Annotated in this window: 32 protein-coding genes; 13 read left to right on the top strand and 19 right to left on the bottom strand. The window is 71.0% G+C overall.

Annotated elements, in window-relative coordinates; all coding sequences use genetic code 11:
• Nucleotides 1–18 precede the first annotated feature (18 nt).
• The 8 genes from H288_RS0108095 to H288_RS0108060 form a co-directional block, all read right to left on the bottom strand.
• Nucleotides 19–2,589 carry a TonB-dependent receptor gene (locus H288_RS0108095; protein ID WP_020092091.1) on the bottom strand — a complete coding sequence of 857 codons (2,571 nt, stop codon included), beginning with the start codon at nt 2,587–2,589 and terminating at the stop codon, nt 19–21.
• 247 nt (nt 2,590–2,836) lie between these two features.
• On the bottom strand, nt 2,837–3,475 hold the full coding sequence (locus H288_RS0108090) for a hypothetical protein (protein WP_020092090.1): 639 nt from the start codon (nt 3,473–3,475) through the stop codon (nt 2,837–2,839).
• Nucleotides 3,476–3,488: 13 nt separating this feature from the next.
• Entirely contained in the window at nt 3,489–4,382 is an 894-nt protein-coding gene (locus H288_RS0108085) for an ABC transporter permease (RefSeq protein ID WP_020092089.1), read from the bottom strand.
• On the bottom strand, nt 4,379–5,128 hold the full coding sequence (locus H288_RS0108080; RefSeq protein WP_020092088.1) for an ABC transporter ATP-binding protein: 750 nt from the start codon (nt 5,126–5,128) through the stop codon (nt 4,379–4,381). The genes H288_RS0108085 and H288_RS0108080 overlap by 4 nt, the downstream gene beginning before the upstream one ends.
• A complete protein-coding gene (locus H288_RS0108075) occupies nt 5,125–5,367 on the bottom strand; it encodes a hypothetical protein (protein WP_020092087.1) in 243 nt (80 codons plus the stop codon). Before H288_RS0108075 ends, H288_RS0108080 begins: the two co-directional genes overlap by 4 nt.
• Nucleotides 5,367–5,801, bottom strand: coding sequence for a hypothetical protein (locus H288_RS0108070; protein WP_081636452.1), 435 nt, complete (start codon nt 5,799–5,801; stop codon nt 5,367–5,369). Before H288_RS0108070 ends, H288_RS0108075 begins: the two co-directional genes overlap by 1 nt.
• A gap of 67 nt (nt 5,802–5,868) precedes the next feature.
• Entirely contained in the window at nt 5,869–6,852 is a 984-nt protein-coding gene (locus H288_RS0108065) for a YVTN family beta-propeller repeat protein (protein WP_020092085.1), read from the bottom strand.
• Between the two features lie 121 nt (nt 6,853–6,973).
• The gene (locus H288_RS0108060; RefSeq protein ID WP_020092084.1) at nt 6,974–8,245 is read right to left on the bottom strand and encodes an ABC transporter substrate-binding protein; all 1,272 of its coding nucleotides are present in this window, start codon (nt 8,243–8,245) and stop codon (nt 6,974–6,976) included.
• 186 nt (nt 8,246–8,431) lie between these two features.
• On the opposite strand from H288_RS0108060, the gene H288_RS0108055 reads away from it, so the two are divergent.
• From H288_RS0108055 to H288_RS0108025, 7 genes are read left to right on the top strand one after another with little or no spacing between them, the layout of a single operon-like run.
• On the top strand, nt 8,432–8,956 hold the full coding sequence (locus H288_RS0108055; RefSeq protein ID WP_026604768.1) for a DUF3280 domain-containing protein: 525 nt from the start codon (nt 8,432–8,434) through the stop codon (nt 8,954–8,956).
• Between the two features lie 27 nt (nt 8,957–8,983).
• Nucleotides 8,984–9,685, top strand: a complete 702-nt coding sequence (locus H288_RS0108050; RefSeq protein ID WP_020092082.1) for a (5-formylfuran-3-yl)methyl phosphate synthase — start codon at nt 8,984–8,986, stop codon at nt 9,683–9,685.
• The gene (locus H288_RS0108045; protein ID WP_020092081.1) at nt 9,682–10,257 is read left to right on the top strand and encodes a uridylate kinase; all 576 of its coding nucleotides are present in this window, start codon (nt 9,682–9,684) and stop codon (nt 10,255–10,257) included. The genes H288_RS0108050 and H288_RS0108045 overlap by 4 nt, the downstream gene beginning before the upstream one ends.
• Entirely contained in the window at nt 10,254–11,816 is a 1,563-nt protein-coding gene (locus H288_RS0108040; protein WP_020092080.1) for a DUF6513 domain-containing protein, read from the top strand. The genes H288_RS0108045 and H288_RS0108040 overlap by 4 nt, the downstream gene beginning before the upstream one ends.
• A gap of 4 nt (nt 11,817–11,820) precedes the next feature.
• The gene (locus H288_RS0108035; protein WP_020092079.1) at nt 11,821–12,411 is read left to right on the top strand and encodes a DUF447 domain-containing protein; all 591 of its coding nucleotides are present in this window, start codon (nt 11,821–11,823) and stop codon (nt 12,409–12,411) included.
• A gap of 21 nt (nt 12,412–12,432) precedes the next feature.
• The gene (locus tag H288_RS0108030) at nt 12,433–12,966 is read left to right on the top strand and encodes an SRPBCC family protein (RefSeq protein WP_020092078.1); all 534 of its coding nucleotides are present in this window, start codon (nt 12,433–12,435) and stop codon (nt 12,964–12,966) included.
• A complete protein-coding gene (locus H288_RS0108025) occupies nt 12,963–13,919 on the top strand; it encodes a YncE family protein (RefSeq protein WP_020092077.1) in 957 nt (318 codons plus the stop codon). Before H288_RS0108030 ends, H288_RS0108025 begins: the two co-directional genes overlap by 4 nt.
• A 3-nt stretch (nt 13,920–13,922) precedes the next feature.
• Here H288_RS0108025 and H288_RS0108020 read toward each other — a convergent pair whose 3' ends face one another.
• The 8 genes from H288_RS0108020 to H288_RS0107985 all read right to left on the bottom strand — a co-directional run bounded on the left by H288_RS0108020 (nt 13,923) and on the right by H288_RS0107985 (nt 19,143).
• Nucleotides 13,923–14,123 (bottom strand): hypothetical protein, encoded by a 201-nt coding sequence (locus H288_RS0108020; protein WP_020092076.1) that lies wholly within the window; start codon nt 14,121–14,123, stop codon nt 13,923–13,925.
• Between the two features lie 74 nt (nt 14,124–14,197).
• Nucleotides 14,198–15,373, bottom strand: coding sequence for an alpha/beta hydrolase (locus H288_RS0108015; protein WP_020092075.1), 1,176 nt, complete (start codon nt 15,371–15,373; stop codon nt 14,198–14,200).
• Nucleotides 15,374–15,488: 115 nt separating this feature from the next.
• The gene (locus H288_RS0108010) at nt 15,489–15,689 is read right to left on the bottom strand and encodes a hypothetical protein (RefSeq protein ID WP_020092074.1); all 201 of its coding nucleotides are present in this window, start codon (nt 15,687–15,689) and stop codon (nt 15,489–15,491) included.
• Nucleotides 15,690–15,767: 78 nt separating this feature from the next.
• On the bottom strand, nt 15,768–16,223 hold the full coding sequence (locus H288_RS0108005) for a response regulator (protein ID WP_026604767.1): 456 nt from the start codon (nt 16,221–16,223) through the stop codon (nt 15,768–15,770).
• A gap of 190 nt (nt 16,224–16,413) precedes the next feature.
• Nucleotides 16,414–17,286: a dienelactone hydrolase family protein gene (locus H288_RS0108000; RefSeq protein ID WP_020092072.1), complete on the bottom strand. Its 873-nt coding sequence runs from the start codon at nt 17,284–17,286 to the stop codon at nt 16,414–16,416.
• Nucleotides 17,287–17,366: 80 nt separating this feature from the next.
• Entirely contained in the window at nt 17,367–17,771 is a 405-nt protein-coding gene (locus H288_RS0107995) for a hypothetical protein (protein WP_020092071.1), read from the bottom strand.
• Nucleotides 17,772–17,892: 121 nt separating this feature from the next.
• A complete protein-coding gene (locus H288_RS0107990; protein WP_081636457.1) occupies nt 17,893–18,327 on the bottom strand; it encodes a DUF192 domain-containing protein in 435 nt (144 codons plus the stop codon).
• 210 nt (nt 18,328–18,537) lie between these two features.
• Complete coding sequence (locus H288_RS0107985) at nt 18,538–19,143, bottom strand: cold-shock protein (protein ID WP_020092069.1); 606 nt, start codon at nt 19,141–19,143, stop codon at nt 18,538–18,540.
• A 353-nt stretch (nt 19,144–19,496) separates the two neighbouring features.
• Between H288_RS0107985 and H288_RS0107980 the strand changes: the two genes are divergently transcribed.
• Nucleotides 19,497–20,516, top strand: a complete 1,020-nt coding sequence (locus H288_RS0107980) for a heparan-alpha-glucosaminide N-acetyltransferase (protein ID WP_020092068.1) — start codon at nt 19,497–19,499, stop codon at nt 20,514–20,516.
• 45 nt (nt 20,517–20,561) lie between these two features.
• Here H288_RS0107980 and efp read toward each other — a convergent pair whose 3' ends face one another.
• Nucleotides 20,562–21,185, bottom strand: a complete 624-nt coding sequence (gene efp / locus H288_RS0107975; RefSeq protein ID WP_199778764.1) for an elongation factor P — start codon at nt 21,183–21,185, stop codon at nt 20,562–20,564.
• Between the two features lie 191 nt (nt 21,186–21,376).
• Here efp and epmA point away from each other — a divergent pair, with 191 nt between their 5' ends.
• The 5 genes from epmA to H288_RS0107950 all read left to right on the top strand — a co-directional run bounded on the left by epmA (nt 21,377) and on the right by H288_RS0107950 (nt 25,702).
• A complete protein-coding gene (gene epmA / locus H288_RS0107970) occupies nt 21,377–22,432 on the top strand; it encodes an EF-P lysine aminoacylase EpmA (protein WP_026604766.1) in 1,056 nt (351 codons plus the stop codon).
• Nucleotides 22,429–23,472: a lysine-2,3-aminomutase-like protein gene (locus H288_RS0107965; protein WP_020092065.1), complete on the top strand. Its 1,044-nt coding sequence runs from the start codon at nt 22,429–22,431 to the stop codon at nt 23,470–23,472. Before epmA ends, H288_RS0107965 begins: the two co-directional genes overlap by 4 nt.
• A gap of 16 nt (nt 23,473–23,488) precedes the next feature.
• Nucleotides 23,489–24,100 carry a glutathione S-transferase family protein gene (locus tag H288_RS0107960; protein ID WP_020092064.1) on the top strand — a complete coding sequence of 204 codons (612 nt, stop codon included), beginning with the start codon at nt 23,489–23,491 and terminating at the stop codon, nt 24,098–24,100.
• A gap of 100 nt (nt 24,101–24,200) precedes the next feature.
• Nucleotides 24,201–24,851 carry a dimethylmenaquinone methyltransferase gene (locus H288_RS0107955; protein WP_020092063.1) on the top strand — a complete coding sequence of 217 codons (651 nt, stop codon included), beginning with the start codon at nt 24,201–24,203 and terminating at the stop codon, nt 24,849–24,851.
• A 5-nt stretch (nt 24,852–24,856) separates the two neighbouring features.
• On the top strand, nt 24,857–25,702 hold the full coding sequence (locus H288_RS0107950) for a YdcF family protein (protein ID WP_020092062.1): 846 nt from the start codon (nt 24,857–24,859) through the stop codon (nt 25,700–25,702).
• Here the strand turns inward: H288_RS0107950 and H288_RS0107945 are convergent.
• On the bottom strand, nt 25,621–25,947 hold the full coding sequence (locus H288_RS0107945; RefSeq protein WP_020092061.1) for a DUF3253 domain-containing protein: 327 nt from the start codon (nt 25,945–25,947) through the stop codon (nt 25,621–25,623). The two genes, H288_RS0107950 and H288_RS0107945, sit on opposite strands and share 82 nt — an antisense overlap.
• A complete protein-coding gene (locus H288_RS0107940; protein WP_020092060.1) occupies nt 25,944–26,717 on the bottom strand; it encodes a DUF599 domain-containing protein in 774 nt (257 codons plus the stop codon). The genes H288_RS0107945 and H288_RS0107940 overlap by 4 nt, the downstream gene beginning before the upstream one ends.
• Nucleotides 26,718–26,747: the final 30 nt, after the last annotated feature.

Below are 26,747 nucleotides of genomic sequence, written 5' to 3'. Positions count from 1 at the left end.
CTCGACATTGCTGACGGATCAGTACTTCCGGATGATCGGCTCCGGCGACATCGGCACCGGATCGGCACCGAAGGCGTAGCGGATGCCGGCGTAGACCGAGAAGGGCTGCGCCAGGGTCGTGGTCCGCGGATCGCTGATCCGCAGGTTGCCCGCCACCGCGCCCGGCTCGGCGTAGGTGCCGAACGTGGTGTAGCGGTTGTTGGTCAGGTTGGTGATGAGGCCGAAGACCTCGAGGTTCTTCGTCACCTGATACTTCGTCTGGAAGTTCAGAACGTAGTAGGGCGGCAGCTTGCGGTTCAGGTTCGACTCGTCGCCGCGGAAATAGGACGAGGAGAAGGCCTGGAGGTAGAGGCCGAACTGCCAGTTGGGCGTGACGAAGTAGTCGAACCCGGCCTTGATCTGGTGGGTCGGCACCAGCGGCACGACGTTGCCCTTGCGGACCTGGATCGCGCCGTCATCCGCGAGCGGGTTGTTGGGCGACGACAGGGTGCCGTTGAACTGGAAGGTCGCGTCGACCAGCGCGTAGTTGGCGTAGACCCGCAGGTAATCGGCCGTGTACTCGCCGCCGACCTCGATGCCCTGCCGCTGCGTCGACGGCACGTTGACGAAGTAGGCGCGGGCGGTGTTGCCGGGGGTGGCCAGCGACAGGATGTCGTTGGCGAGATCGGTGCGGAAGGCGCCGATCTTGTAGGTGATGATGCCGCCGTCATAGGTGTTCGGCAGCTGGCCGCGGAAGCCGACCTCGTAGGTCCGCCCGGTGACCTGCTTGAGCGGCGGGTCGGCCACCAGCGAGTTCGGCAGCAGGCACGGCCGGTCCGGGTTGGCGCAGGCCAGCTCCAGCGGGGTCGGGGCGCGGTTCGATTCCGAGTAGCTGCCGTAGAGGTTCAGCGCGTCGAAGAACCGGTAGGTGAGGCCGGCGACCGGGTTGATCTTGTTGAAGTAGTGCGTGCCGGTCACGTCCGGCGAGAAGCCGGTCAGATCCTCGCTCTGGATGCGCGCGAAGTTGAGCCGCGCGCCGGCGGTCAGCGACAGCCGGTCGGTCACGTCGAGCGTGTCGAGGGTGTAGAGGCCCATGTAGAGGTTGGAGCCGTTGACCGAGCTCGGCGCGATGCCGAGCGCGCCGGCGGTCCGCAGCTGCGGTGTGCCGAGGCCCGGGACGTTGCCGTAGAACGGGTTGCTCGGGTTGGTTGTGATCGACAGATCCGGGTTGATGACGCCGAGCGTGCTGGACGACTTGAAGCCGTAATTGGCCGCGTCGATGCTGCCGCCGACCACGAAGGTGTTGGACAGGCCGAAGATCCGGTCGCGGTTGGCGGCCTGGAGCGAGCCGCCGAAGCCTGTAGCTTCCGTCCGGGTCGTGTCCAGCGTGCCGTACGGGATGCCCGCCCGGAACGGGATGCGCTGGTTCTGCTGCCCCAGGATCAGGAACTGGTTGCGGAAGGCGAGCTGCGACTGACCGGCCGCCGGGCTGAACCCGTCATCCTCGAAGCAGAGGTTGCCGCGGAAGCTGGAGCGCGTGCTGCAGTTCTCGAAGTTGCCGTCGTTGCCGTCGACGTAGGTCTGGCTGAAGCGGCGGAAATAGGCGTTGCCGGCGAGGTCCCAGGTCGGCGAGATGTCGACCCGGCCGGTCAGCTGGAGCGTGCCGACCTCGGTGGTGGTGGTCTGCGGGAAGGTGAAGATCGCCCGCGGGTCGCGGTGGGTGAAGTCCACCGGCGTGGCCGCGGCCGCGCCGAAGAAGCTGCGGGCGGCGAGCCCGATCAGGTGGAACTCCGCATCCTGCGAGCGGTAGCCGATGTCACCGTAGAGGCGGCCGATCGTGCTCGGGCTCTCGTAGCGCCAGCCGCGGTCGTTCAGGCCGTCGCCGGTGAAGTAGACGCTCCAGGGACCGGAGACCTTACCGTACTCGAGATAGCCGGCGGTGCGCGCGTCCGAGCCGCCCCAGGCCGAGATCTCGGTGCCCTGCCAGGTGAAGCCGTTCTTCATCTGGATGTTGACCGCGCCTCCGAGCGCGTTGAGGCCGAAGACCGGGTTGCCGGTGACCACGTCGATGCGCTGGATCGCCTGCGGCGGGATCAGGTCGAAGTTGACGATGTCGCCGAAGGCCTCGTTGATGCGCACGCCATTCTGATACACGGCGAGGCCCTGCGGCACGCCCTGCACGGGCGAGGCCGTGAAGCCGCGGTAGGTGATGTCGACGCGGTTGTTGTTGCCCTGCGAGTCGGAGACGTTGATGCCGGGCGTGCGCCGGGCCAGCGTCGTGGTCAGGTTGTCGCTGGCGCGATCGATCGTGATATCGCTCGCCGTGACCGATTCGACGGTGCTGGGGATCTTGTAGAGCGGCTGCTCGGAGCCGCGCAGCCGCACGCCGGTGCTCGGTCCCAGGGAGCCGGCCGGCGGCACCGGTCCGGGACCGTTGAAGATCTGCGCCTGGCTCGAATTTCCGCCGCCGGACCCGACCGGCGACGTCGAGACGACGCTGATCTCGCCGAGCGTGACCGATTGCTGAGCCTGCACCGCCGCCGGGAGAACCGTCCCGGCGAGAACCGATGCCGACGCGACCAGGCCGCTCCGAAGCGCCCGAAGTGACATCCCCAACCCCCTCAAACCCAAACACGTGCTCGTGACTGCCGAGCTTGGGTCTTTCTTGGAGGGTGCCGGGAACGCGCACAATTGGTTCAAGAACACGTGAGACGCGTTTCGGCCTCATTTCCGGCCTGCGCCGAGCGAAGCCGCCGCCACGTGGTTAAACAGCAACAGTTTCGGTAAAGATTTCAGCCACTTAAGGATATTTCGGCAATCTACCCGGGATAGTTTGGCAATGATCGCCGGCGCGTGGTCAGAGCCGTGCCTGAATCAGGCGCGCGATCTCGCCGAGCCGCTGCTCGAGCAGCTGCGGAACCTCGCAGACATAGGTCAGCGACTGGCTCCGCTCCTGAAAGATCCGGCGATCCCAGGCGAACTTCGTCTCCAGCTCGGACTGGTCTTTCGGGAGTTCCGTGGCGTCGGAGGCGCTCGGCGCGTCCTTCACCTGACTGATCTTGTCGGCCTCGTCGCGGATCCGCTCGGCCATACGGCGCTGGCCCTGCGCGTAGCGCGCGATGCCGCCGACCACCTTGTTGCGCTCGCCGTTCAGCACCTCGAACACGCCAGAGTAGACGCGGGTCAGGGCCTTGTCCTTCGCGTCCTTGTCGGAGCCGAACTTCTCCGCGAACGTGTCGAGGAGCGGGCCGACCTGCGAGAGGTCGGTGCGGCGCGACGCGATCTTCTGCGCCAGGACGGCGGCGTCGTTGTCGCTGCCCCAGTCGCCGGCGGCCTCCACGTCGGGGCCGGTCCAGAACTGGCCGGGACTGAGTGTGGCGACCTTGCGCTGGACGCAGGGCCAATCCGGATCCTGTTTCGGCTGCGCCAGGGCTGGACCGGCGAGGATCACGAGCCCGAGCGCCGGGCCGACGATGCGGGTCAGGAGGACGTTCATTGGGCGGACTCCATCAGGTGTTGTCGCCGGCCGGGCCGCCGCGCCGGGCCATGATGCCGCGGCCGGGGTCGTAGGCGACCACCGCCATGCCGAAGAAGGCGAGCCCCACGCCCAGCACCACGGCGCAGGCGACCGGCTCGAACTGGAGGTAGAGGGCGTAGCGGACGAGCTGGACCGCGTGGCTGAACGGGTTCAGCTCGCAGATCCAGTAGAGGGTCTCGGAGGATTCCCGGATCCGCCACAGGGGGTAGAGGGCCGACGAGGCGAAGAACATCGGGAAGATCACGAAGTTCATCACGCTGGCGAAGTTCTCGAGCTGGCGGACCAGCGAGGACAGGAACAGCCCGATCGCCCCCAGCATCAGCCCCGTGGCCAGGAAGGCCGGCAGGGCCGCGAGGTAGCCCAGCCACGGGATGTCGCTCTCCCAGAAATACGCCACGGCCAGGAACGCGTAGGCCTGCACGATCGACACGGCGACGCCGGCGATCAGCTTGGCGAGCAGGAGCAGCCACCGCGGATAGGGCGAGGTGAGCAGCACCTTCATCGAGCCGACCTCGCGGTCGTAGACCATGGACAGCGACGATTGCATGCCGTTGAACAGCTGGATCATCACGGCGAGGCCCGGCACCACGTAGACCTCGTAGAGCACGTAGGTCTGGTAGGGCGGCTCGATGGACACGCCGAGTGTGTTGCGGAAGCCGGCCGCGAAGATGAACAGCCAGACCAGCGGCCGGACCAGCGCCGAGAAGAACCGCTCCTTCTGATTGAAGAATCGCAGCAGCTCGCGGCGGACGATGCCGCCGAGGCAGATCAGGTAGCCGACCGCATCGAGGCGGCCGATCCGCGCGGCCTGGCCGCGCGGCGGGGCGGTGCCGATCCGGGTGGCGAGGGGCGTCGGGTTCGTCATGCCGCCGCCCTCCCCGGCTCGGCGACCAAGCGGCGGAACGCGTCGGCGAGGGCCTCGCCGGGCCTGCCGATCCCGCCGGCCCGGCCCCGGGCGACGATCCGGCCCCGGTGCAGCACCACGGCGTCGTCGTCGTCCGCGATCTCCTCGAAGATGTGGGTCGCCCAGAGCACCGACAAGCCCTCCTCCCGCACCAGGGCGCGGACGATCGCCACGATGTCGGCCCGCGACTCGAGGTCGAGGCCGACGGTGGGCTCGTCGAGGAGCAGCAGGTCCGGGCGGTGGATCAGCGAGCGGGCGATCTCGATCCGGCGCGACTGGCCGCCCGAGAGTGTGCGCACCTTGTCGTGGCGGCGGTCCGCGAGTCCGACGCGGTCGAGCAGCTCGCCCACACGGACCTTGGCGGCGCCGCGGGCGATGCCGTGCAGGCTCGCGTGGTAGAGGAGATTCTGCTCGACGGTGAGATCGGTGTCGAGGGTGCGGGCCTGGAACACGACGCCGAGCCGCGCCAGCGCCCGGGACGGCTCGCGATCCAGGGCGTGGCCGAAGATCGAAACCCGCCCGGTCTGGTTGTTGTAGAGCCGGGTGATAACCGAGAACAGCGTCGTCTTGCCGGCGCCGTTCGGCCCCAGCAGCGCGGCGAAGTGGCCACGCTCCACCGTGATCGAGACGTCGTTCAGCGCGGCGCGGGCGCCGAACTTGTGGCCGACATGCTCGATCAGGAGGGCCGCCGGCTCGGTCGCGCTCATCGGCCCAGGACCTTCCGGGCGTCGGAGACGGCGTCGAGGCACTCGTCGAACTCGCCCTCCTTCTGCTCCCGCTCGGCCACCCGCAGGGCCTCCCTGAGCTTCGGCACCGCCGTCTCGGGCGGGTTCAGGGCGAGGGCGTCGCGGATCATCGTGATGCCCTCGGCGCAGGACGAGGCGTCGTCGGCCGCGAGGGCCGGGCCGGCGGCGAGGAGGCAGGCGGAGAGGAGGAGGATGCGCATCACTTCACCGTCAGCGTGCCGGTCATGCCCTTGGACTCCAGGCCGTGCACCGACCACGTGTAGGTGCCGGGCTTGATCGCGACGAACTCGATGGCGATCTCACCGGGATCGTCGAACTCCAGGTGATCGGGTGGGCCGCCGCCGTGGATCTCCTTGTGCTCGATCACGATCTGGTTGAACCAGATGTAGCGGAAGAACTCCGGCGCGTAGAATTTGTATTCCTGGCGCCCCTTGGCGACGATCCGTAGCCGGTAGGCCTTGCCGGATTCCAGCGTGATGTCCTTGTTCTCGACCACGAAGTCGTTGCCCTGATCGTCGCCCAGGACGAGGTCGGGCAGGTTCTCCCGCTTCTTGGTCAGGTCGAGGGCACTGGCCGGTGCCGCGGCGAGCAGCCCTGCCAAGCCGAGGGCCGCCGTTCGAAACATGCGTGTCATGTCGTGTTCCACCCTAGGGCCGCGTCGCGCGCGGCCGTCCTCGCTCGGCGCCCGGAGGTCGCGCGGATCAGTTCGGCGAGATCGCCACGCCCCAAGGCAGGAGCCCGACCGGGATGCTCTTCACCACCTTCTCGGCGGCCACGTCGATCACCGAGACGTCGTTAGAGGTGCCGTTCGTGGTGAAGAGCTGCTTCTGGTCAGGCGTGAAGGCGAGCTGCCAGACCCGCTGGCCGACCGGCAGATACTTCTCGACCGCGTAGGTCTTGGCGTCGATCACGGCGACGCGGTTCGCCGGCCCGAGGGCCACGAAGGCCTTGGATCCGTCCTTGGTGATCCGGATGCCCACCGGCTGGATCGCCTCGTCGTTCACGCCCGGGATCTTGAAGGTGATCTTCCTGATCACGCGGCGCTGGGCGACGTCGATCACGCTCACCGTGCCGCCGACCTCCGCCGAGACCCACAGGAACTTGCCGTCGGCGGTGAACTCGGCGAAGCGCGGCCGGGCGTCGACCAGCACGTTGTCGATGACCTGGAATGTCTTCGTATCGATGAAGTGGGCCATGTTGGTCGTCTCGGAGGTGTTGACGAGGATCTTCCCGTCCGGCGACAGGCCCATGCCCTCCGGCTCGACGCCCACCGGTACCTCGGCGAGCACCTTGTTCTTCTCGATGTCGATGATCGTGACCTGGCTGTCGTCCTCGTTGGCCACGTAGAGCGGGTTCCCGGAGGCGTCGAGGATGAACTGCTCCGGATCCGGCCCGGAGCGCAGCGAGCGCACCACCTTTCCGGAACTGGTGTCGAGCACGTCGATCCGGTCGTCGTCGCTCGCGCAGACGAACAGCTCCTTGCCATCCTTGGAGACGGTCACACCGCGCGGGCGCCGCCCGACCTTCCACGTCGCCGTCACCGCCATCGTGTTGGTGTCGATGACGCTGACCGAGTTGCCCTTCTCGTTCGTCACGTAGGCGGTGAAGGCGGCGGCCGGCCCGCACAGGGCGAACCACGCACCGAGGGCGACCCCACTCAGACATGCCTCGACGCGGCGGCTCATACGGTTTCCTTCCCTTGCGACGGCCCGGCGCCCTGGGCGGACGTTCTCGGGGGACGTTTGTAGTGCGATTTCCGCGCGTTGCGAGGGCCTTGGCCGCTCGCCATCGCCGCAGGCCGCGGGTTCACTTGAACTTGCAGGTGGTCTCGGGGAGGTCGACGCCCAGCGTGTCGAGGGGCGTGCGCTGGTGCAGGAAACCCTGCTCCGGCGCGACGGAGACCAGCGCCTTCGGCTGTACCACGATGATCGCCTGCCGGAGCTGGTGGTCCCAGGGCCGGAAGCTCAGCGGCACGCCCTTGTAGGCCGGCAGCGTGAAGGCGGGCTCGACGAGGTACGGGGCGATCACGGCCGGGTCGTTGGTCTTCTTGGCCGTCACGGCCTCGCCCACCGTCCGCACCGCGGCCCAGACCTGATAGTCCAGCGGGCGCATCAGCCGGGAGGCGAGCCGCCGGAACCGGTTCTGGGCCTGCGCGGCGCCCCAGGTCTCCAGCACGGGGGACCAGGTCGTCGGCGTCAGCGCCTGCGTGCCGCCGACGGGGCGCGGATCGACGGTGCGGTAGGGCACGTAGTCGCCCCAGTCGCCCTCCTCGTCGGCCACGATGGCCATGTCGTAGTCGAGGCCCCGGGTGAAGACCATCGCCTCGGCGCGGGTCGGCGTGTCGCCGCGCGCCTTGGCGAGGGGGCCGAAGGTCCAGGGCTTCTCGGCGGTGATCTTCAGCGCGAACTTCCGCGCCGAGTTGCGCATCGCGTCGGCGTAGGCCTTGTCGGCGTCGGTCGGGCCGACGATCAGGAAGAGCTTCCGCCAGCGCATCACGGTCAGGTACTGCGCCAGGGCGTCGGTGAGCATCGCCCGCGACGGCAGGATGTGGAACACGTTGGCGCGGCACTCGGCGCCGCGCAGACGATCGTCGGGCGCCCCCGCGTTGAGCACGACCGCGCCCGTGTCCTTGACGGCGTCGGCCACGGCCAGAACCGCGTCGGCGGGGAGCGCCAGGACCAAGTAGCGCACGCCCTTGCCGATCAGCTCCTTGGCCGCCGCCACGGCGTCCGGCTTGTCGTCGGTCAGGGCGACTTCGTCCAGGACGTAGGTCTGCTTGGTGAAGCGGCCGGTGGTGTTGTTGTCGGCGATGCCCATCTTGGCGCCGGCCAGGCCCTCGTCCTCCGGCGCCGCCTCGGCATCGTACGAGGACGGGGCGGACTGCGGCCGGTAGATCAGGCCGACATGGGTCTCGAGCGTCTGCGGAGCGGCGGCCTGGGCCGGCTGCGCCGCCGCGGCCGGCGCCGGGTCCTCGGCCCGCGCCGCCGCCGGGGCGATGGCGAGCGCGACGGCGGCCGCGCGCAGCCAGGACGGGCGCGTCTTGTGCCGGAGGGCCGTGTCGGGTGCAGGATGGTGCATGCGCGCGGCCTCTATCAGCTTCCGCTCAGGCCGCTCAACCGCGGCGTCTCGTCCCGACGTTCACGTTACCGTCGTGGGATAGGCGGGCGCGGAAGTACATTGCCAAATTGTCCCTTCGCCCGACCTATGGCGGGAACGATGCCGCCGCCTCGGGCGGTCGAACGCCTCGAGAGGAAGCTCCCGCCGATGCGCCACACGTCTCTCCGCGCCGCGCTCGCCTGCGGCGTCGTCCTGTGGACCACCCTGCCCGGTGCGGCCGGCGCCGCCGAGAAGGCCGCCGTCTTCCCGGTCGAGCTGTTCGATCCCGGTGCCGCCTACGGATCCCGGACGCGGCCGGTGGACGCCCGGAAGCTCGCCCTCGTCACCGACGAGTTGCGCAACGCCCTGCGCGACAAGGCCGGTCTGGAGATCGTCGATACCGCGCCCAAGGCCGACGTCGTGGCCAAGGAGGGGCCGCTCTACAAATGCAACGGCTGCGCGGCCGACATCGCCAAGAGCCTGGGTGCGGACCTCGTCGTGACCGGTTATGTGGAGAAGGGGTCCGGCCAGATCTTCAACCTGAGCGTCGCGATCGCCGAAGCCGATACCGGCAAGGTGGTGCGCGGCGGGCAGGTGACGATCCGGGCCGACACCGACGATACCTGGGCGCATGCGATGCGTTGGGTGGTCAAGAACCGCCTGCTCGCCGAGCCGCTGCCCGGGAAGTCCTGAGACGGCCCGTTCAAGTTCGAGTGTTTCGTGCCCGCGTCCACCATCCAGCAAGACCCCCTGCCCCGGCTCCTCGTCAGCGTTCGCGATCCGGCCGAGGCCGAGGCAGCCCGCCTCGCCGGCGCCGACCTGATCGACGCCAAGGACCCGGAGCGCGGGGCGCTCGGCGCCCTGGACGAGGACGTCGTGCGGGAGATCGTCGCCCGCGTGTCCGGCGGTGCCGCGACGAGCGCGGTGGCCGATCCGGCGGCCGGATCCGTCGCCGCCCTGGCCCGGACCGGCGTCGACTGGGTGAAGGTCGGTCTACGTCCTGCCGAGATCCGGGACGCGGCGACGCTGGCCGATCGCGTCGCGGCCGCGCCGGGCCGGCTGATCGCCGTGCTGTTCGCCGAGGACGGGCCGGCGGCCCCGCATGTGCCCGCCCTGGCGGCGGCCGGCTTTGCCGGCGCCATGATCGACACCGCCGGCAAGACCGGCGCCCGCCTGCCCGACCTCGCCGCGCCCTCGGACCTCTCGGCCTTCACCACCGCCTGCCGGGCGAACGGCCTGATGAGCGGCCTCGCCGGGTCGCTGCGGGTCATCGACATCCCCGGCCTCTGCGCGCATCGGCCGGATTACCTCGGCTTCCGCGGCGGCCTGTGCCGGGACTTCGACCGCCGCAACGGCATCGATCCGCTGCGCGTGGCCGAGGCCCTGCGCGCCCTGCGGCCGAGCCGGCAGGACGCGGCGTGACGAGCGTCATCAAGATCGGCGGCAGCCTCGAGGCGGATCCGCATCGCCGCCGCGCCCTGCTGGAAGCGATCGGCGACGGCACGCACGGGCGCTGCATTGTGGTGCCGGGCGGCGGCGCCTTCGCGGACGCCGTCCGGGCCGCGCAGGCGCGGGAGCGCTTCGGCGACGCCGAGGCCCATCGCCGGGCGCTCGACGCCATGAGCGACGCGGCCGGCATCTTCCGCGGGATCGAGCCGCGGCTCGTGCAGAGCCTGGAGCCCTGGGCTGAGACGGCGCCCGCGCGGATTCGGGTCTGGAACCCGCGCGCTCTCCGAGCCGGCCACCCGGACATCCCGGAGACCTGGGACGTCACCTCGGACAGCCTCGCCCTCTGGCTCGCCGCGCGGGTCGGGGCGGAGCGCTGCGTCCTGGTGAAATCCGTCGATGCGCCGCCGGGCGTCGACCCCGCCGCGCTGGCGCGGGACCGGATCGTGGATGCCGCCTTCCCGGGCTTCGCGGCATGTTTCGGGGGGACGATCGAGGTCTGGGGACCGCACCGCCGCGTCGCGGTCGAGACGAGGGCCGCCGCGTGAGCACCGCCGAGCACATCGTCTTCGTCACCGGCCGCCTCGCCCGGGCGCGGCTCGAGAAGGTCGCGGCGGGGCTCCCGCAGACCCTCCACTGGAGCATCGCGGATGCCGGCGTGAAGGTCGCGGCGCTGATGACCGAGGAGATCATCCGCCGGCGGGTCGTGCTGCCCGAGGGCGCCACGCGGATCGTCCTGCCGGGCCGGTGCCGGGCCAATCCCGAGCACCTCGCGGCGCATTTCGGCGTCCCCGTGGAGCGCGGCCCCGACGAGGTGGTCGACCTGCCGGCCTGGCTCGGCCTGACCGCCCGCAAGGTCGACCTGTCCCGGCACGACCTCCGGATCTTCTCGGAGATCGTAGACGCGTCGAAGATGAGCGTCGACCAGATCCTCGCCAAGGGGCTCGATCTCGCCGGGCGCGGCGCGGACGTCATCGATCTCGGCGGTCTGCCCGATACCTCGTTCCCGCACCTCGAGGATTCCGTGCGGGCCCTGAAGGGCGCCGGCCTGAGGGTCAGCGTCGATTCCTTCTCCCGCGAGGAACTGGTCCGGGGCGCCGGCGCCGGCGCCGACTTCCTGCTGAGCCTGAACGAGGAGACCCTCGATCTCGCCTTCGAGACCGACGCGATGCCGATCCTCGTGCCGATGCGGCCGGACGACCTGCCCTCCCTCGATCGCGCGATCGAGCGCATGCTCAAGGCGGGGCGGCCGTTCCTGGCCGACCCGATCCTCGAGCCGATCCACCACGGCTTCGTCGACTCGATCGCGCGCTACCGCGACACCCGCGTCCGCTGGCCCGAGATCGACATGATGATGGGCACCGGCAACCTCACCGAGCTGACCGAGGCCGATTCCCTGGGCGTCACGGCGCTGCTCGTCGGGATGTGCTCGGAGCTGTCGATCCGCAACGTGCTGATCGTGCAGGTCTCCAACCACACCCGCCGCACCGTCGAGGAGCACGACGCCGCCCGGCGGGTCATGTACGCGGCCAAGGCCGATTCGGCGCTGCCGAAGGGCTACGGCCGGGCGCTCCTCGCCCTTCACGACAAGCGCCCGTTCGTGCAGACCGCCGACGAGATCGCCCAGGCCGCCGCCGAGGTGCGTGACCCAAATTACCGGATCGTGATCGCCGAGGACGGGATCCACCTCTACAACCGCGACATCCACAGGGTCGGCACCGACGCGATGGCCTTCTTCCCCGACCTCGACGTGGCGAGCGACGGCGCCCACGCCTTCTATCTCGGCGCCGAACTCGCCAAGGCCGAGACGGCGTGGCGGCTCGGCAAGCGCTACGTTCAGGACGAGGCCCTCGACTGGGGCTGCGCGGCCGACGCCGACATCGAGGATGCCACCGCCTTCAAGAAGGCCGGCCACACCCGCCATTCCGGACCCGACGCGCCCCCGCCCGGGACCCGCGACGCGCGCCTGGCCGGGCCCGAGGCCGGCGCGAGCCCGCCCGAGACCGTCCCGGAGGCCGCGGCGCGCGCCGCGGTCGCGCCCGAGCGCCCGCAGGATCCGCCGTCGAAGCTGGTCTGCGGGCGCCTCGTCCCCGCCGACAAGGCGTGAGGCCATGCCGCTGATTCTCGAGACCATCGTCACCACCTTGTCCCCGGCGGGCGAGCTGCACCTCGTCCCGTTCGGGCTGATCGGCGAGGATGAGGGCTACGTCCTCGCGCCGTTCCGGCCATCGCCGACGATCGTCAACCTGGAGGCCAATCCCTGCTTCGCGGCCTCGAGCCCGCGCGACATCCGGGTGATCGCCGGCGCGGTGACGGGCCGGCGCGAGTGGCCGACGCTGCCGTGCGCGGCGATCGAGGGCCGCCGCCTCGCCGACAGTTTCGGCCACGCGGAATTCGCGGTCGCCTCCGTCGAAGCCCACGAGACTCGGCCTCGCTTCCGTGGCCGGATGGTCCACAGCGCCGCGCATTCGCCGTTCATCGGCTTCAACCGCGCGCAGGCGGCGGTCCTCGAGGCCGCCATTCTTTCGACCCGGCTCCACATGCTGGAGCCCGAGAAGGTGTTGACGGAGATGGCCTACCTCGCCATCGCCATTGGCAAGACCGCGGGACCGCGCGAGCGCGAGGCCTGGGGTTGGATCGAGGACAAGGTCGCGGCGGCCCTCGGCCCCGAGGCGCGCGTCCTCGATCGCGACGACCGCTGAGGGCGGGAGGAGAAGGACAAGATGAAGAAAATCACCCTGGCCCTGGCGGCCACGGCGGCCCTGGTGGCGGCGACCGCGCAGGCCCACGGCCCGACCCGGCGCAAGATCACCGAGTCGATCGAGATCAACGCCCCCGCCGACAAGGTCTGGGCCGTGGTCGGCGACCTGAAGAATTCCGACTGGATGCAGAACGTCACCAAGACGGAGCTCAACGGCGACCCGGCCGGCAAGTTCAAGCGTGTGCTGACGCTCAAGAACGGGAATCAGATCTCCGAGACCAGCAACAAGTACAAGCCGGAGGACAAGCTGTTCTCCTACTACATCGACAAGGTCGACGTGAAGGATCTTCCGGCGAACGACTACTCGGCGACCATCACGGTCGAGCCCGAGGGCAACGCCAAGTCGAAGGTCGAGTGGAAGGCGGCGTTCTATCGCGGCTACATGAACAACGACCCGCCGCCGGATCTGAACGACGAGGCCTCCGAGAAGGGCGTCGGCGACTGGATCAAGGCGAGCCTCGCCAACCTGAAGGCCAAGGTCGAGAAGGGCTCGTGAGCCCGGCTCGGGGCCGCGCGACCCTCGTCGCCGGCCTCGTCCTCGTGGCGACCGCCTCCCGCGCCGAACCGGCCCGGGAGGCCATCGTCACCGCCCAGCTCGGCGGCGCGGTCGAGATCGTCGACCTGGCCGCCGGGAAGGTGGTGCGCCGCATCCCCGTCGACGGGGCCCCGGCTGGGATCGCCCTGTCGCCCGATCGCCGGCGGGCCTACGTCACGCGGCCGGAGGGGCACGGCCTCGCGATCCTCGACCTCGACGCCGGCAAGGTCCTGTCCGAGGTGCCGCTGCCCGGCGGCCCGCTCGGCGTCGCTTCCGACCCGCGGGGCGGCGCGGTCTACGTGGCCGACTGGTACGGGCACCGCCTGTTCGTGCTGACCGAGCGCGACGGCACCCTGGTTCCGGACGGCGAGATCGCCGTCGGCGCTTCGCCCTCGGGGATCGCCGTCAGCCCCGACGGGGCGACGCTCTACGTCGCCAACCGCGAGGCCGACACGGTCTCGGTCGTGGACGCCGCGACCCGGCGGGAGACCAAGGTCATCCCGGTGGGGCAGCATCCGTTCGGAATCACGCTCGATGCCGCGGCGGGGCGCGCCTACACGGCCAACGTGACCGGCGACGACGTCTCGGTGCTGGATCTGAAGACAGGGCGCGAGATCGGCCGCATCCCGACCGGCCGCCGGCCCTACGTCATCGCCCTCGCCGGCGGGCGCGGCTTCGTGACGGACCAGTATGCCGGCAGCGTCACGGCGTTCGACCTCGCCACGCTCAAGCCGATCGCCGATGTCGATGTCGGCGACCACCCTGAAGGGATCGCCGCGGATCCCGACGGACGCCTCTACGTCGCCAACTGGGGCGACAACACGCTGAGCGTTCTCGATTCGAAGACGCTCAAGGTGCTGGCGACCATCCCGACGGGCAACGGCCCACGCTCGTTCGGCGCGTTCCTGCGCTGAGCGTCAGCCCGGTCGGCGCTGGGGCGCCCGCCGGTAGGCCGCCCGGGCCATCAGGAGCGCACCGCCGACCTGCAGGAAGCCGGTCTCGCCGAGATCCGAGGGGGCGATATGCGCCTGGATCAGCAGCCGTGTCAGCGCGTTCAGCGCGAGCAACGTCAGGCAGAAGGCCGCGGCGGCGAGCAGGCTGGCGACGAACTCGGGCATGATCTCCCTCCCGTGTCGAACGGGGAGAGATTAGCAAGCCGCGCGCCAAGGCCAAGCTGCCGGGCCGTCCGACCTCAGCGCTTGCGTCCGGCGGGTGCCGGCGCCGGCGTCCCGGCCTGCGCGGCCGGCGTGGGCCGCGGCGTCTCGACGGCGAGCCGCTTCACCGGCCAGCCGTCGCTCCAGCGCTCCATGTCGGCGAGGCGCGGATTGTTCTTCAGCGCCGTCGCGTCCGATCCGGCGAAGGCCGCCGCGGCGGCGAGGTCGAAGGTCTTCCAGAAACCGAGATAATCGAGTGCGTCGACCCGGGCGAGGTTGATCTGCGAGACCAGGGTCTGCTGCTCGCCGGACAGCGCCATGTCGGCGGACCAGCGGAACGGCGGCGGCTTCGTCGCGTCCTTGGGCGCGTCCTTCGGCTCAGGGCCCGGCTTGATGGCGCCGCCGTCGTAGGCCGTGTCCACGCCGGCCGGGGCCGCCAGGGTCGCCGTCAGGGCCGGGAAGCCGTGATCGTCCGACAGCGCCCGCACGAAGAGCTTGCGCTCCAGCGGCACGGCACTCGCCTCGCGCAGGAGGCGCTTGGCCGCGAGATCGGCGGCCCGCGTGTCCTTGTCGCCGACCATGGTCACGATCAGCGTCGCGGGATCGATCGCCGACAGGTCGTTGAGGGCGATGCCGCGGGATTTCGGCCCGCTGGCGATGCCGCCAGGCATCACCGCGAAGATCAGCTTCGGCACCGGCAGGCCCTGGGCCTTGGCCGCGGCAGCCAGATCCATGGCGAGCGGAGCCCCGGCGAGGTGGCCGATCATCGCGACGCGGCCGAGGTCGGGCTTCGCCTCGCCGTCCGTCGCGATCTCGGCGAGGGCCGCCTTGACGAGGGATTCCGCGATGGCCGGGGCGTCGGCCGGGCGGGTCCGGTTCACCTCCTGAAATCGTGGATACAAGATGAGCCAGCCCTGGCGGGCGAGATGATCGATCCAGCCGCCGTAGCTCTGCGGATTGACCGCGCCCCACCCGTGCAGGACGATCGCGACCGGCCGGCCCTTCTCGGGGGCCGCGCCCGCGGCGTAGAACGCGTAAGTCGAGGCCGTGCCGCGCCCGAGCAGCCGCTTGGTCACCGTCGCCTTGCGGTCACCCACACCGCCCGCGCCGTCGGCGGGCTGGGCCGGCGGGGTCGCCGCCTGAACGGACGCGAGACCGGCCAGGGTCAGGATCGCGGCGGCGGTGAGCGATCCGCGAAGAACTGTGAGACGCATCCGGGACTCGACTGAGAGACGCACTGCGTCGGCAGGTCAGAATGCGCTGAATAGCAGATTCTCTCGTCTTGGCGACCCGCTGGCGCAGTCTCCTGTCAAGGTTCCGCGGCGGAAGCTAGGTCGGGCCGCAGCCCGCGGGACCCGGACGGTCGAGCTGCCGCGCCAGCGCCGCCAATTCCGCCGGCAGGTCGCGATCCGCCGTGCCGTAGACACTGAGCAGCCCCTCCCGGACCGTGTCGAGAACGGCGGATTCCGCCGAATCCCGCGAACCGGGGCGTCGGAGTGAATCGGCGTGGTTGGTTGCGACAATCTTCATGGCGGCGTCGGGGATCGGTTGTACTGCGGAAGTCCGGGCGCGGCGCGCTCCGGAGTGGCGTACAACTGTGCGGCCGCCTCAGGTTTCCAAGCCGGACGGGATTATTTTGCCGCCCGGTCCGATAACGGACGGTCCCGACCCGGCCGAGGGTCGCCCGGCCGCCTGCTCCACCCAGGCGAGGATGTCTTCGGCGCGCCACGGCTTCGGGATGAAGGTCGCCGAGACGCGCAGGTCGCTCGGCTGGTCGCCCGCGTCGCCCGAGGTCAGCAGGACCCGCACGCGCGGCCAAGTCACGCCGATGATCCGCGCGAGCTCGAAGCCGCCGATCGGTCCGGGCGTGCGGACGTCCGAGAACACGACACTGACCTCGTCCGCGCGATCGTTGAGGATCGCCAGGGCGCGATCGGCGGTCTCGGCCTCGATCACCCTGAAGCCGGTATCCTCCAGCAGCGTGGCCGCGAGGAAGCGCTCGTCGGGCTGGTCCTCCACGACGAGGATCACGGGCTTCTGGCCAGGCTGTACCGAATCGCTCATAGACCAGGACACTCTACAGGGGCTGAACGACGGTCGCTTCGATCGGTTCAACGCCCGAGCGCCGCGAAGGGCCAGACCCGCGCGGGCACAGATCCTCCTTGGATCCTTGCACGATTGTGAAGTTGTGGCCGTGTCTTGGGTAACACAGCCACCCCGGAACGCGCCCGATCGGGCGTCCTGGGCCGACTATTCAGCCGACGCCGTGCGATTTCAGGAAGGCCAGCGCGCGCTTCCAGCCGTCCTCCGCCGCCTCGCGGCGGTAGCTCGGACGATAATCCGCGTGGAAGCCGTGCGGCGCGTCCGGGTAGACCACGAGTTCGACGCTCTTGCCGGCCGCCCTGGCGCGGTCGCGCGCCTCCTCGACCGCCGCTACGGGGATGCCGGTATCGGCCCCGCCGTAGAGGGCGAGGAGCGGCGCGTGGATCTCGGCCGCCACGTCGCCGGCGGTGCGTGGCTGGATGTCGGTCCGCTCGCCACCGACCGGCCCGTACCAGGCGACGGCCGCCTTCAGGTCGCGACGATGCGCCGCGTAGAGCCACGTGGCGCGCCCGCCGCGGCACCATCCCATGACGCCGAGGCGGTTCGGGTCGCCTTTCGCCGCCGAGGCCGCCCAGGCCACCGTCGCGTCGAGATCGCCGATCCACTGCGCGTCCGGCGTCTTCGCGATGACGTCGCGGATGATCTGCTTCGGATCCGACATGGTCGAGAGGTCGCCCTGGCGGGCGTAGAGCTCGGGGGCCACGGCGCAGTAGCCAGCCTTCGCGAGCCTGCGGCAGATGTCCTTGATGTAGTCGTGGACGCCGAAGATCTCCTCGATCACCAGGACGATCGGGAACGGGCCCGCGCCCTCCGGAACCGCGCGGTAGGCCGGCATCGGCCCGTCCGCGGCCGGGATCTTCACCTCGCCGGCCTCGATGCCCGCACTGTCGGTGTGGATCACCTGGGCCTCGACGCGGGTGGTCGCGAGCGTCAGCCCGCTCATCAGGCTCGTCATCACGAAGCCCCGTCGCGACAGGGGCGGCGTGATCAACCCGTCGAGTCCGGCCCGGTCGTGATCCGCCATCGTGCTCTCTCCCTCGTTCCGAGGCTGAGGGCTATCCGCGGGCGGCCGCCCGGGTCAAATCGGCCGCCGTCGCCGGGTCCTCAGGCGCCAGCGGCCGCCAGGGCCCGGACGGGCCGCGGGCTGGCGGCGCGCGCCGGCTCGGCGATCTCGCGGGGCTTCAGCATGTCGCCCAGGCTCACGAAGGTCTCGGCGGCCGGCGAGATCACGGCGCGGATGCCGTAGCCCAGCGCGAAGGAGCGGATCAGCTCGGCGTCCCGCGGGATGCCGAACCGGTCGAGAGCGGCGAGGAACGCCTCGCGGAACAGGCTCGGCCGGCACCAGCGCTTCTCGGCCATCTGCAGCGGCCAGTCCCACAGGCCCTCCGCCCGGCGCGTCGCGAGCGCGGAGCGGGCGATGAAGTAGCCGGTCTGGCGGTGCTCGATTCCGTCCGCCTGCACCGACCAGTCGTCGTTGCCGAACAGTTCGACCTCAGCCGCGTCGCCCATCGGGTCCTCCGCCCTGAACCAGCCTTCCGGCGCGCCGGAACATTGCCGGAACACTGGAGCGGAAATCGGCGGTGGTCAAGGCGCTTGTTCCCGGTGCGTTCGCGAATCGCGCGGGCGCGCCTCAGCGGGCCTTGAACATGGCGTGCTCGATCCGGTCGCCCGGGGCGATCCCGAGCTTCGCCGCGGTGCCGGCGTTCAGCTCAAGTACCGCCACCACCGGGCCGCCCGACGGGATGATCGCCGTGGAGAGCGGCTCGGTGTCGGCGGCGATCCGGCTGATCGTCCCATCGGGCCGGATGAACACCATGTCGAGCGGCAGGTAGGTGTTCTTCATCCACATCGTGACGGGCTGGTTCTGCTCGAAGTCGAACAGCATGCCGTGGTCGGCCGCCATGTGCCGGCGGAACATGAGGCCGCGGGCGCGGGCGGCGTCGTCGCGCATCACCTCGACGTCGAAGCGCTTCGGCCCGGCCTTCGTGACGATCGTCAGCGGCTCCGACTTGGTCGCGGCGGCCCGGGCGGCCGCCTGCGCCACGACGGCGGGCGCCGGGGCGATCGCGGTCAGGGCGAGGCAGGCGATGGCGGCCGCCCGGGCGGTGCGAAGGAGGGGTCTCACAGGCTCATGCCTCTCGTGGGATGGCGCGCGGACCGTGAGGCCCGTCGCCCGGTGATAGACCAGGACATGCCGAAGGGAAATCCGGCTCCGGATTTTCCGAGCATCGGCAAGGAGATAGGACGGGGTATGCCGGGCCGGGGAAACGCGGCCTCAATGGGACGCGGGCATCGTCCCGTCGATCAGCCGCACCTCCGCCGCCATCACGCCCTTCGAGCCGTCGCCGTAGCGCACCAGGACGGAGTCGCCGGGCTTCAGCTCGGCGATCCCGTAGCGCCGCAGCGTCTCCATATGCACGAAGATGTCCGGCGTCCCGTCGCCGCGGGTCAGGAATCCGAACCCGCGCAGGCGGTTGAACCACTTCACGACGGCGGTCTCGAGCCCGCTGGTCGGCGTCACGGTGACGTGCGTGCGCGGCATCGGCAGCTCGGAGGGATGCACCGCCGTCGCCTGATCGAGGGAGATGACCCGGAAGGCCTGCCAGCCGCGGGGCCGCTCGACGGCCTCCACGACGATGCGGGCGCCCTCGCTGGCCGCCTGGTAGCCGTCGCGCCGCAGGCACGTGACGTGGAGCAGGATGTCGGGCGCACCGTCGTCGGGCACGATGAACCCGAAACCCTTGGAGACGTCGAACCACTTGATGCGGCCGGCCACCTCGACGAGGTCGAGCGCCTCATCCTCGTGCTGATCCAGTTCGCCGGTTCGGGCGACAATCCCCCGCTCGGGGTTCTCCGGCCCGGATCCGCGTTCGTCAGACATGGCCGAGCAACCTACACCGAATCACGCCGCGCGCTCTCCCAGCAAGATTAACGAAGTCCTGATGTCCGGGAAGCCCATTTGGCCGGCAGAACAGTGACGCCAAGTTGCAATCTTGGCGCAAGGAGGCGGGGCCGCAACAGTCGATCGGTCGCAGGCTCGGGCGAAACCGGCGTTTAAGCGTCGGGGCTGCCGAGGGGTTTTCCGGATGCCGGCTCTCCCTCCCGGCACTCCCGCGCACGCCGCGTCGGCGTTCACGTTTCCGAGAGCCGACGTACCCGCTTCGGGCTCGGTCGGAGCGTCCGTCGCACGGCGCGATGGAAAGGGCGGCCCCGACATGGTTTGGGTGCACCATCATGTCCGTTGACGTCACCCTCGACCGTCCCGTCGCCGCCTCCCCGGTCGCGCCCGCCTCGCAGCGGCGCCGCCTGCCGATCATCGACGCGGCGCGGGCGGCCGCCCTGCTGGCGATGGCGAGCTACCACACGCTCTGGGATCTCGGTCACCTGCGGCTGACCGCGGAGAACTACGCGCTGACGCCGACGGGGCGGCACGCCGCCGAGACGATTGCCGGCACCTTCCTGGTCCTGGTCGGCGTCGGCCTCGTGCTGATGAACGGGCGCGGGGTCCGGCTTCGACCGACGCTGCTGCGGTTCGCGCGGATCGGCGGGGCGGCGCTCCTCGTGACTCTCGGCACCTGGGTCATGTTCCCGGACGCCTTCGTGTTCTTCGGCGTGCTCCACTGCATCGCCGTCTCGAGCCTGCTCGGGCTGCCGTTCCTGTTCCTGCCGGTCCTGGTCACCGCCGTCGCGGCCGCGGCCGTGCTCGCCGCGCCGCACGTGGTGCACGCGCCCGTCCTCGACGCGCCGGCCCTGTTCTTCCTCGGCCTCGGCTCGGTGTTGCCGCGGACGAACGACTACGTGCCGCTCTTCCCCTGGTTCGGGCTGGTGCTGGCCGGCATCGTCCTGGGTCGTCTGGCCCTGCCGCGGCTCGCCCGGTCGCGGCTGGGAGCCTGGGCGCCGCGCACGCGGCTCGGCCGCGCCGCCACCTTCGCGGGCCGGCACAGCCTCGCGATCTACCTCATCCACCAGCCGCTGCTGCTGGCGCTGCTGACCGGGCTCGTCACGGTGGTCGGCGTCAATCCGCGTGCCGGGCTGCGGGCGTTCCGCGCCGATTACGTGACGATCTGCGCGCGCACCGGCGGCGAGCCGCCGCTCTGCCGCATCGCCGCCCGCTGCACCTCGGAGGCGCTGCTCCGCGAGGACCTGTTCCGGGAGGATGGCCGTCCCTTCAGCGGGACGGAGCGCCTGCGCGCGCAGGCGATCTCGCAGGGCTGCTACGCCACCCTGGAGGCCGCCACGCGATCCGCGCGCTGAACGCGGCGACCGACCTCGCAGGGTTGGTCGCCGGCGCGGACCGGATCAGTCCTTGGCGCGCTCGACGTAGGATCCGTCGGCCGTCATGACGACGACGCGGGTGCCGGCGGCGATGTGGGGCGGCACGGTCGTGCGCACGCCGTTCGACAGGGTCGCGGGCTTGTAGGACGACGAGGCGGTCTGGCCCTTCAGGACCGGCTCGGTCTCGGCGACCTCGAGCGTGACACGCTGGGGCAGCTCGATGGTCAGCGGGACGCCGTTATGGACGGAGAGCATCACCGCCATGCCCTCCTGAAGGTACGGGGCGGCGTCGCCGACCACGTCCTGCGGCACCGCGATCTGCTCGTAGTTCTCGGGGTTCATGAAATGGAACCCCTCGCCGTCGCTGTAGAGGAAGGTGTGCTCGCGATCCTCCACGAAGGCGCGCTCGACCTGCTCGGTCGTCCGGTAGCGCTCGGACACCTTCACGCCGTCCGTGATCCGGCGCATGTCGAGCTGGGTCACCGGGGTGCCCTTGCCGGGGTGGATGTTCTCGGCGAACAGGATCACGTAGAGCTTGCCGTCCTTCTCGACGACGTTGCCCTTGCGGAGCGTTGAGGCGATCACCTTCACGGAATTGCGTCCTGCATTGACATGGGGGCCGGCACGCGCCAAGCGCGGGCGCTGCATCTCGGACCCCGCCACTATCGCATCTGCGCCGCGGTTGCCAGCGGGCGGGCGCGGACCGTCGATGGCAACCGGCATCGGCCGCGGCGCGTCTCCGCGGCCCGGAGCCAGTCAGGTCCGAGGATGAGAGTGCTCCAGAACGCGACGCGTCCCGGTTGGAGCCGGCCGGTCCCGATCCGGCGCGGAGGCCGGTCGTGAGCGGACCCGCCTCCCCCTGGTGGTCGGCCGGCCGCCACGCCGACCGGCGCCCGGCGCTGCTCCTGCGCAACCGCGTCCTCGCGGCGTTCCGCGCGTGGTTCGCGGACCGCGACTTCGTCGAGGCCGAGGCCGCCTGCCTGCAGGTCTCGCCCGGCAACGAGGCGCACCTGTCCGCCTTCGCCACCGAGGCCGTCGGTGCGAGCGGCGCCCGCACGTCCCTCTACCTGCACACCTCGCCGGAATTCGCCTGCAAGAAGCTGCTGGCGGCGGGCGAGCCACGACTGTTCAGCGTCGCCCGGGTGTTCCGAAACCGCGAGCGCGGGCCGCTGCACCATCCCGAATTCACGATGCTCGAGTGGTACCGGGCCGGCGCCCCCTACACGGCGCTGATGGCGGATTGCGCCGACCTGCTCGCCGGCGCGGCCGAGACCGCCGGCGCCCGCCGCTTCACCTTCCGCGACCGGGAGACGGATCCCTTCGCCGAGCCGGAGCGCCTCACCCTGGCCGAGGCCTTCGACCGCTTCGCCGGGATCGACCTGCTGGCGAGCGTCGCGCCGGGCGGCGAGACGGACCGCGAGACTCTGGCCGCCGCCGTCGCGGCCTCCGGCCTCCGGGTCGCCCCGGACGATACCTGGGCCGACCTGTTCTCCCGCGTCCTCGTCGCGCGGATCGAGCCGCATCTCGGCCTCGGCCGCCCGACCATCCTGTGCGAGTACCCGGTCAGCGAGGCCGCCCTCGCCCGTCCGGCGCCGCACGACCCGCGGGTGGCCGAGCGGTTCGAACTCTACGCCTGCGGCGTCGAGCTGGCCAACGCGTTCGGCGAGCTGACCGACCCGGCGGAGCAGCGCCGCCGGTTCGAGGCCGAGATGGCCGAGAAGCAGCGGGTCTACGGCGAGCGCTACCCGATCGACGACGAGTTCCTCGCGGCGCTGGCCGTCATGCCGGAGGCGTCGGGAGTCGCCCTGGGCTTCGACCGCCTGGCGATGCTGGCCTGCGGGGCTACCCGGGTCGAGGACGTGATCTGGACTCCCGTGGCGGAGACGCGGCCATGAACCGGGTCCTGCGCAGCGCGGACGACCTCCTCACCGGCGGCCTGATCTCGGGGGCGGAGGCCGAGGCCCTCGGCGCCGTCCTCGCGCGCTACGCGGTCTCGGTGACGCCCGACATGGCCGAGCTGATCGACCCGCAGGACCCCGACGACCCGATCGGCCGCCAGTTCGTGCCCCGCGCCGCGGAAGCCGTGGCGACGCCGGAGGAGCGCGCCGACCCGATCGGCGACGCCGCCCACGCCCCGGTGACGGGGATCGTGCACCGCTACCCGGACCGCGTGCTGCTGAAGCCGCTCCACATCTGCCCTGTCTACTGCCGCTTCTGCTTCCGCCGGGAGATGGTCGGACCCGACGGGCTCGGGACCCTCACCGACGCCGAACTCGACGCCGCCCTCGCCTACATCGCGCAGGATCCGCGGATCTGGGAGGTGGTGCTCACCGGCGGCGACCCGTTCGCGCTCTCGCCGCGCCGCCTCGGCGCCATCGCGGAGCGCCTCGCCGCCATCCCCCATGTCCGGGTCATGCGGGTCCACACGCGCGTGCCCGTGGTGAAGCCCGATCTCGTCTCCGATGCCCTGGTCCAGGCGCTCAAGCGGTTCGGGCGGGCGGTCTTCGTCGCCGTGCACGCGAACCATCCGCGGGAATTCACCGCCGCCGCCAGCGCCGCCTGCGCCCGGCTGGTCGATGCCGGCATTCCCCTGGTCAGCCAGTCGGTGCTCCTGCGCGGCGTCAACGACGAGGCCGCGACCCTCGAGGCGCTGATGCGGATCCTCGTCGAGAACCGGATCAAACCGTACTATCTCCACCACGGCGACTTGGCCCCCGGGACGGCCCACCTGCGCACGGACGTGCCCAAGGGGCAGGCGCTGATGCGCGCCCTGCGCGGCCGCCTCTCCGGCCTCGCCCAGCCGACCTACGTGCTCGACATTCCCGGCGGCCACGGCAAGGTGCCGATCGGACCGGGCTACCTGCACGACACCCCCGACGGGGTGCGCGTGACCGATCCGGGCGGGCAGGACCACGCCTACCCGCCGAAGGCGTGACGGAGACTCTTCGATTATGCGCAGGCTTTGGGGCCGCCTCACCTCGGTGAACGTGCAGAAGGCGGTGTGGGGACTCGACGAGACGGGCCTGCCGTACGAGCGGGTCGAGGCCGGCGGCGCCCACGGGGTCGTCGACGACCCCGGCTACCGCGCGATGAACCCGAACGGCCTCGTCCCGACCTTGGAGGAGGACGGCTTCGTCCTGTGGGAATCCAACGCGATCCTCCGCTACCTGGCGGCGGTGAGCCCGGCCCTGGCCCTGCCGGCTGACCCCCGGGCGCGCGCCCACGCGGAGCAGTGGCTCGACTGGCAGGCCACGAGCTTCACGCCGGCCATGCGCGACGCCTTCTGGCAGCTCTACCGCGCGGCCGATCCGGACCGCGGCCTGATCGCCGCATCGCTGAAGAAGAGCGAGGCCATGGCGGAGATCCTCGACCGCCATCTCGCGGACCGGACCTACGCGGTCGGCGACAGCTTCGGCATCGCTGACATCGCCCTCGGCTGCGCGGCGCATCGCTGGCTGAACCTTCCGGCCGAGCGGATCGAGCGCCCGGCGCTGCGGCGCTGGTACGACCGGATCGCCGTCCGGCCCGGTGCCGCCCGGGCGCTCGGCGAGCCCATCGCCTGACGGCCGCCGCGGGCGCCCGGAGCCTTGCCGGCACGCCCGCGCGATCCACCTTCCCCGACCGCGCCGCCCGGACCGGGACCGGCCTTTCACGGAGCCCCCGATGGCGATCGACCCAACCCTGCGCGACGCGCTCTCCGCCGTGACACCGGCGAGCCTCGCCCGCGCCCTTGCGCGGGCCGGGGTGAAGGCCTGCACGCCACACGGGCTCTCGGCGCGGGGGAGCGGAACCGTGGTCGGGCCCGCCTACACGATGCGGATGATCCCGGCCCGCGACGACGCCGCGGGCGATCTCGCCGCGGCCATCGATGCCGTCCCCGAAGGCGCTGTGGTCGTGATCGATGCCGCGGCCTCCGCCCTCGCCCTGCCATTCGGAGCGATCCTGGCGGCACGCCTCGCCCAGCGCGGCGCCGTCGGTCTGATCACCGACGCGGCCCTGCCCGAGGAGATCGGCCTCCCCGCCTGGTGCCGGCCGGCCGCGGCCACAGGGGCCCTGGCCCTGGTCGGCACGCAGGAGCGCGTCGCCTGCGGCGGCGCCGCCATCCATCCCGGCGATATCCTGGTCGGCGACTCGAGCGGCCTCGTCGCCGTGCCGGCGGCGCTCGCCGAGCGGGTCGCCCTGGAGGCCGTCGAGCAGCAGCGCCTCGATCTCTGGATCCAGCGCGAGGTCGAGCGCGGCGCCGACCTCGCGAGTCTCCTTCCGCCGGACGCCGCGGCGCTCGCCCGGTTCGAGGCCGAGACGAAGCCGGCCTGAGCACCGTGTTCTTCCCCGTCTCGAAGGTGATCTTCTTCCTGATCACCCCGTCGAACTTCTGCATCTTCGCGATCCTGCTCGGGATCGCCGTCGCGGCGGTGACGCGGTGGCGGAGGGCCGGCCTCGGTCTGGCGCTGCTCGGCACCCTGCTGCTCGGCGCGGCCGGGCTGGCGCCCCTGTCGGACGTGGCCCTGATCCCCCTCGAGCAGCGCTTCCCCGCCTATCCGGATGACGGGCCGGCCCCGGCCGGGATCATCGTGCTGGGCGGCGGCATCGAGACGGGCCTCTCGGAGGCGCGTCGCCAGATCGTCGTCAACGATGCCGGCGAGCGGCCGATCTATCTCGCCGACCTCGCCCGGCGCTACCCGGCGGCGCGGCTGGTCTTCTCCGGCGGCAGCGGCTTCATCGCGGGCGGCATGGCCGAAGCCGACATCGTGAGCCGGCAGGCGGACGTGATCGGCGTTCCGCGGACGCGCCTTATCCTGGAGAACCGCTCGCGCAACACCCACGAGAACGCCGCCTTCTCGGCGGCCCTGGTGCAGCCGAAGCCCGGCGAGCGCTGGCTGCTCGTGACCTCGGCCTGGCACATGCCCCGGGCGGTCGGCTGCTTCCGCCAGGCCGGATTCGCGGTGGACGCGTTCCCGGTGGATTACCGGACCCGCGGCTGGGGCGACGTCGCGCATTTCCACGGCTTCGCGTCGGACGGGCTGCTCCAGTTCGACCTGGCCGTGAAGGAGTGGATCGGCCTCGTCGCCTATCGCCTGTCCGGCTACACGCCGGACTGGCTGCCGGGACCGGATTCCAGGGGGGCTTCCGAGGCCGCATCGGAGGTCGGCAGCGACAGGCGGTAGATCCCGCGGAAATCGTCCGGGTCGACGGGCTTCCCCTTCCGCAGGATCGCGATCCGCCCGGCATGGGCGAGCCGCACCGCGACCCGGCGCACAGGCTGCATCAGCGGGCCCCAGCCGTCCGGGTGCGGGCCGCCGAGGGCGCGGGCGACCTCCGAGGGGCAGACGGTCTTGTCGGCGCCGCGCTCGGCCACGAGGCGCAGCATCGCCGTCTCGATCGCGGCGTCGTCGGGTCGTGGGTCGGTCATGTGCGGGCCTCTTCGGCGGGCGACAGGAGCGGCGCCTCGAGCGGTCCCTCGTGGGGCCCCTCCCCGGCTTCGAGGAGAGCCTTGCGGATCTCCGAGGCAAACTGGCGGCGCCACATGATGATCACGACGGCCGTCGTCGAGACGAACAGCACGTAGGGGCTGATGAACCAGCCGAGATAGGCCAGCGCGAAAAAGAACGCGCGCTGACCGCGGGCGAAGTGCCGCCCGGCGCTGACGTTCATGGCCGCGAGCCGCCGCACCGCCCGCAGCATCTCGACGTCGCTCGTGCCGGACCCCTTGTGCGGCACGGCGCCCAGCAGGATCGCCGTGTAATTGAACAGCCTGTAGGCCCAGGCGAATTTGAAGAACGCGTAGACGAAGATCAGCGCGAGGCCGGCGACCTTCAGCTCCCAGGTCAGGCGATTGGCCACCGTCCCGAAGGGCAGCGTGGCGAACAGGTTCAGGACGTCGTCCCCGGAGCGCGACAGGGTCAGGACGGAACCCAGCGCGATGAGCGAAGTCGAGGCGAAGAAGGCCGTACCGTTCTGCAGCGAGGCGTTGATCTGCGTGTCGACCACCCGGTTGTCGCGGCCGATGACCTGGCGCGCCCAGTTGGCCCGGTGGCCGTTCATGATCTGGCTGAGGGAGACCATCCTGCCGCGCAGCCGGCCGACGGACAGGCCGTAGGCGATCCAGGCGAGGACGAAGTAGAGCAGCGCCGCGAGATCGAGATGCGAGAAGGCGGCGCTGCCGGCGGACAGGTCGGTCATGGTCTCCGGATGGCGGATACGCGAAGGGGC

It is taken from the genome of Methylobacterium sp. 285MFTsu5.1 (genome assembly GCF_000383455.1).
Classification (GTDB): Bacteria; Pseudomonadota; Alphaproteobacteria; order Rhizobiales; family Beijerinckiaceae; genus Methylobacterium.
The sequence above is the reverse complement of the archived record's forward strand: the minus strand, read 5'-3'. Positions and strand labels throughout refer to the sequence as shown.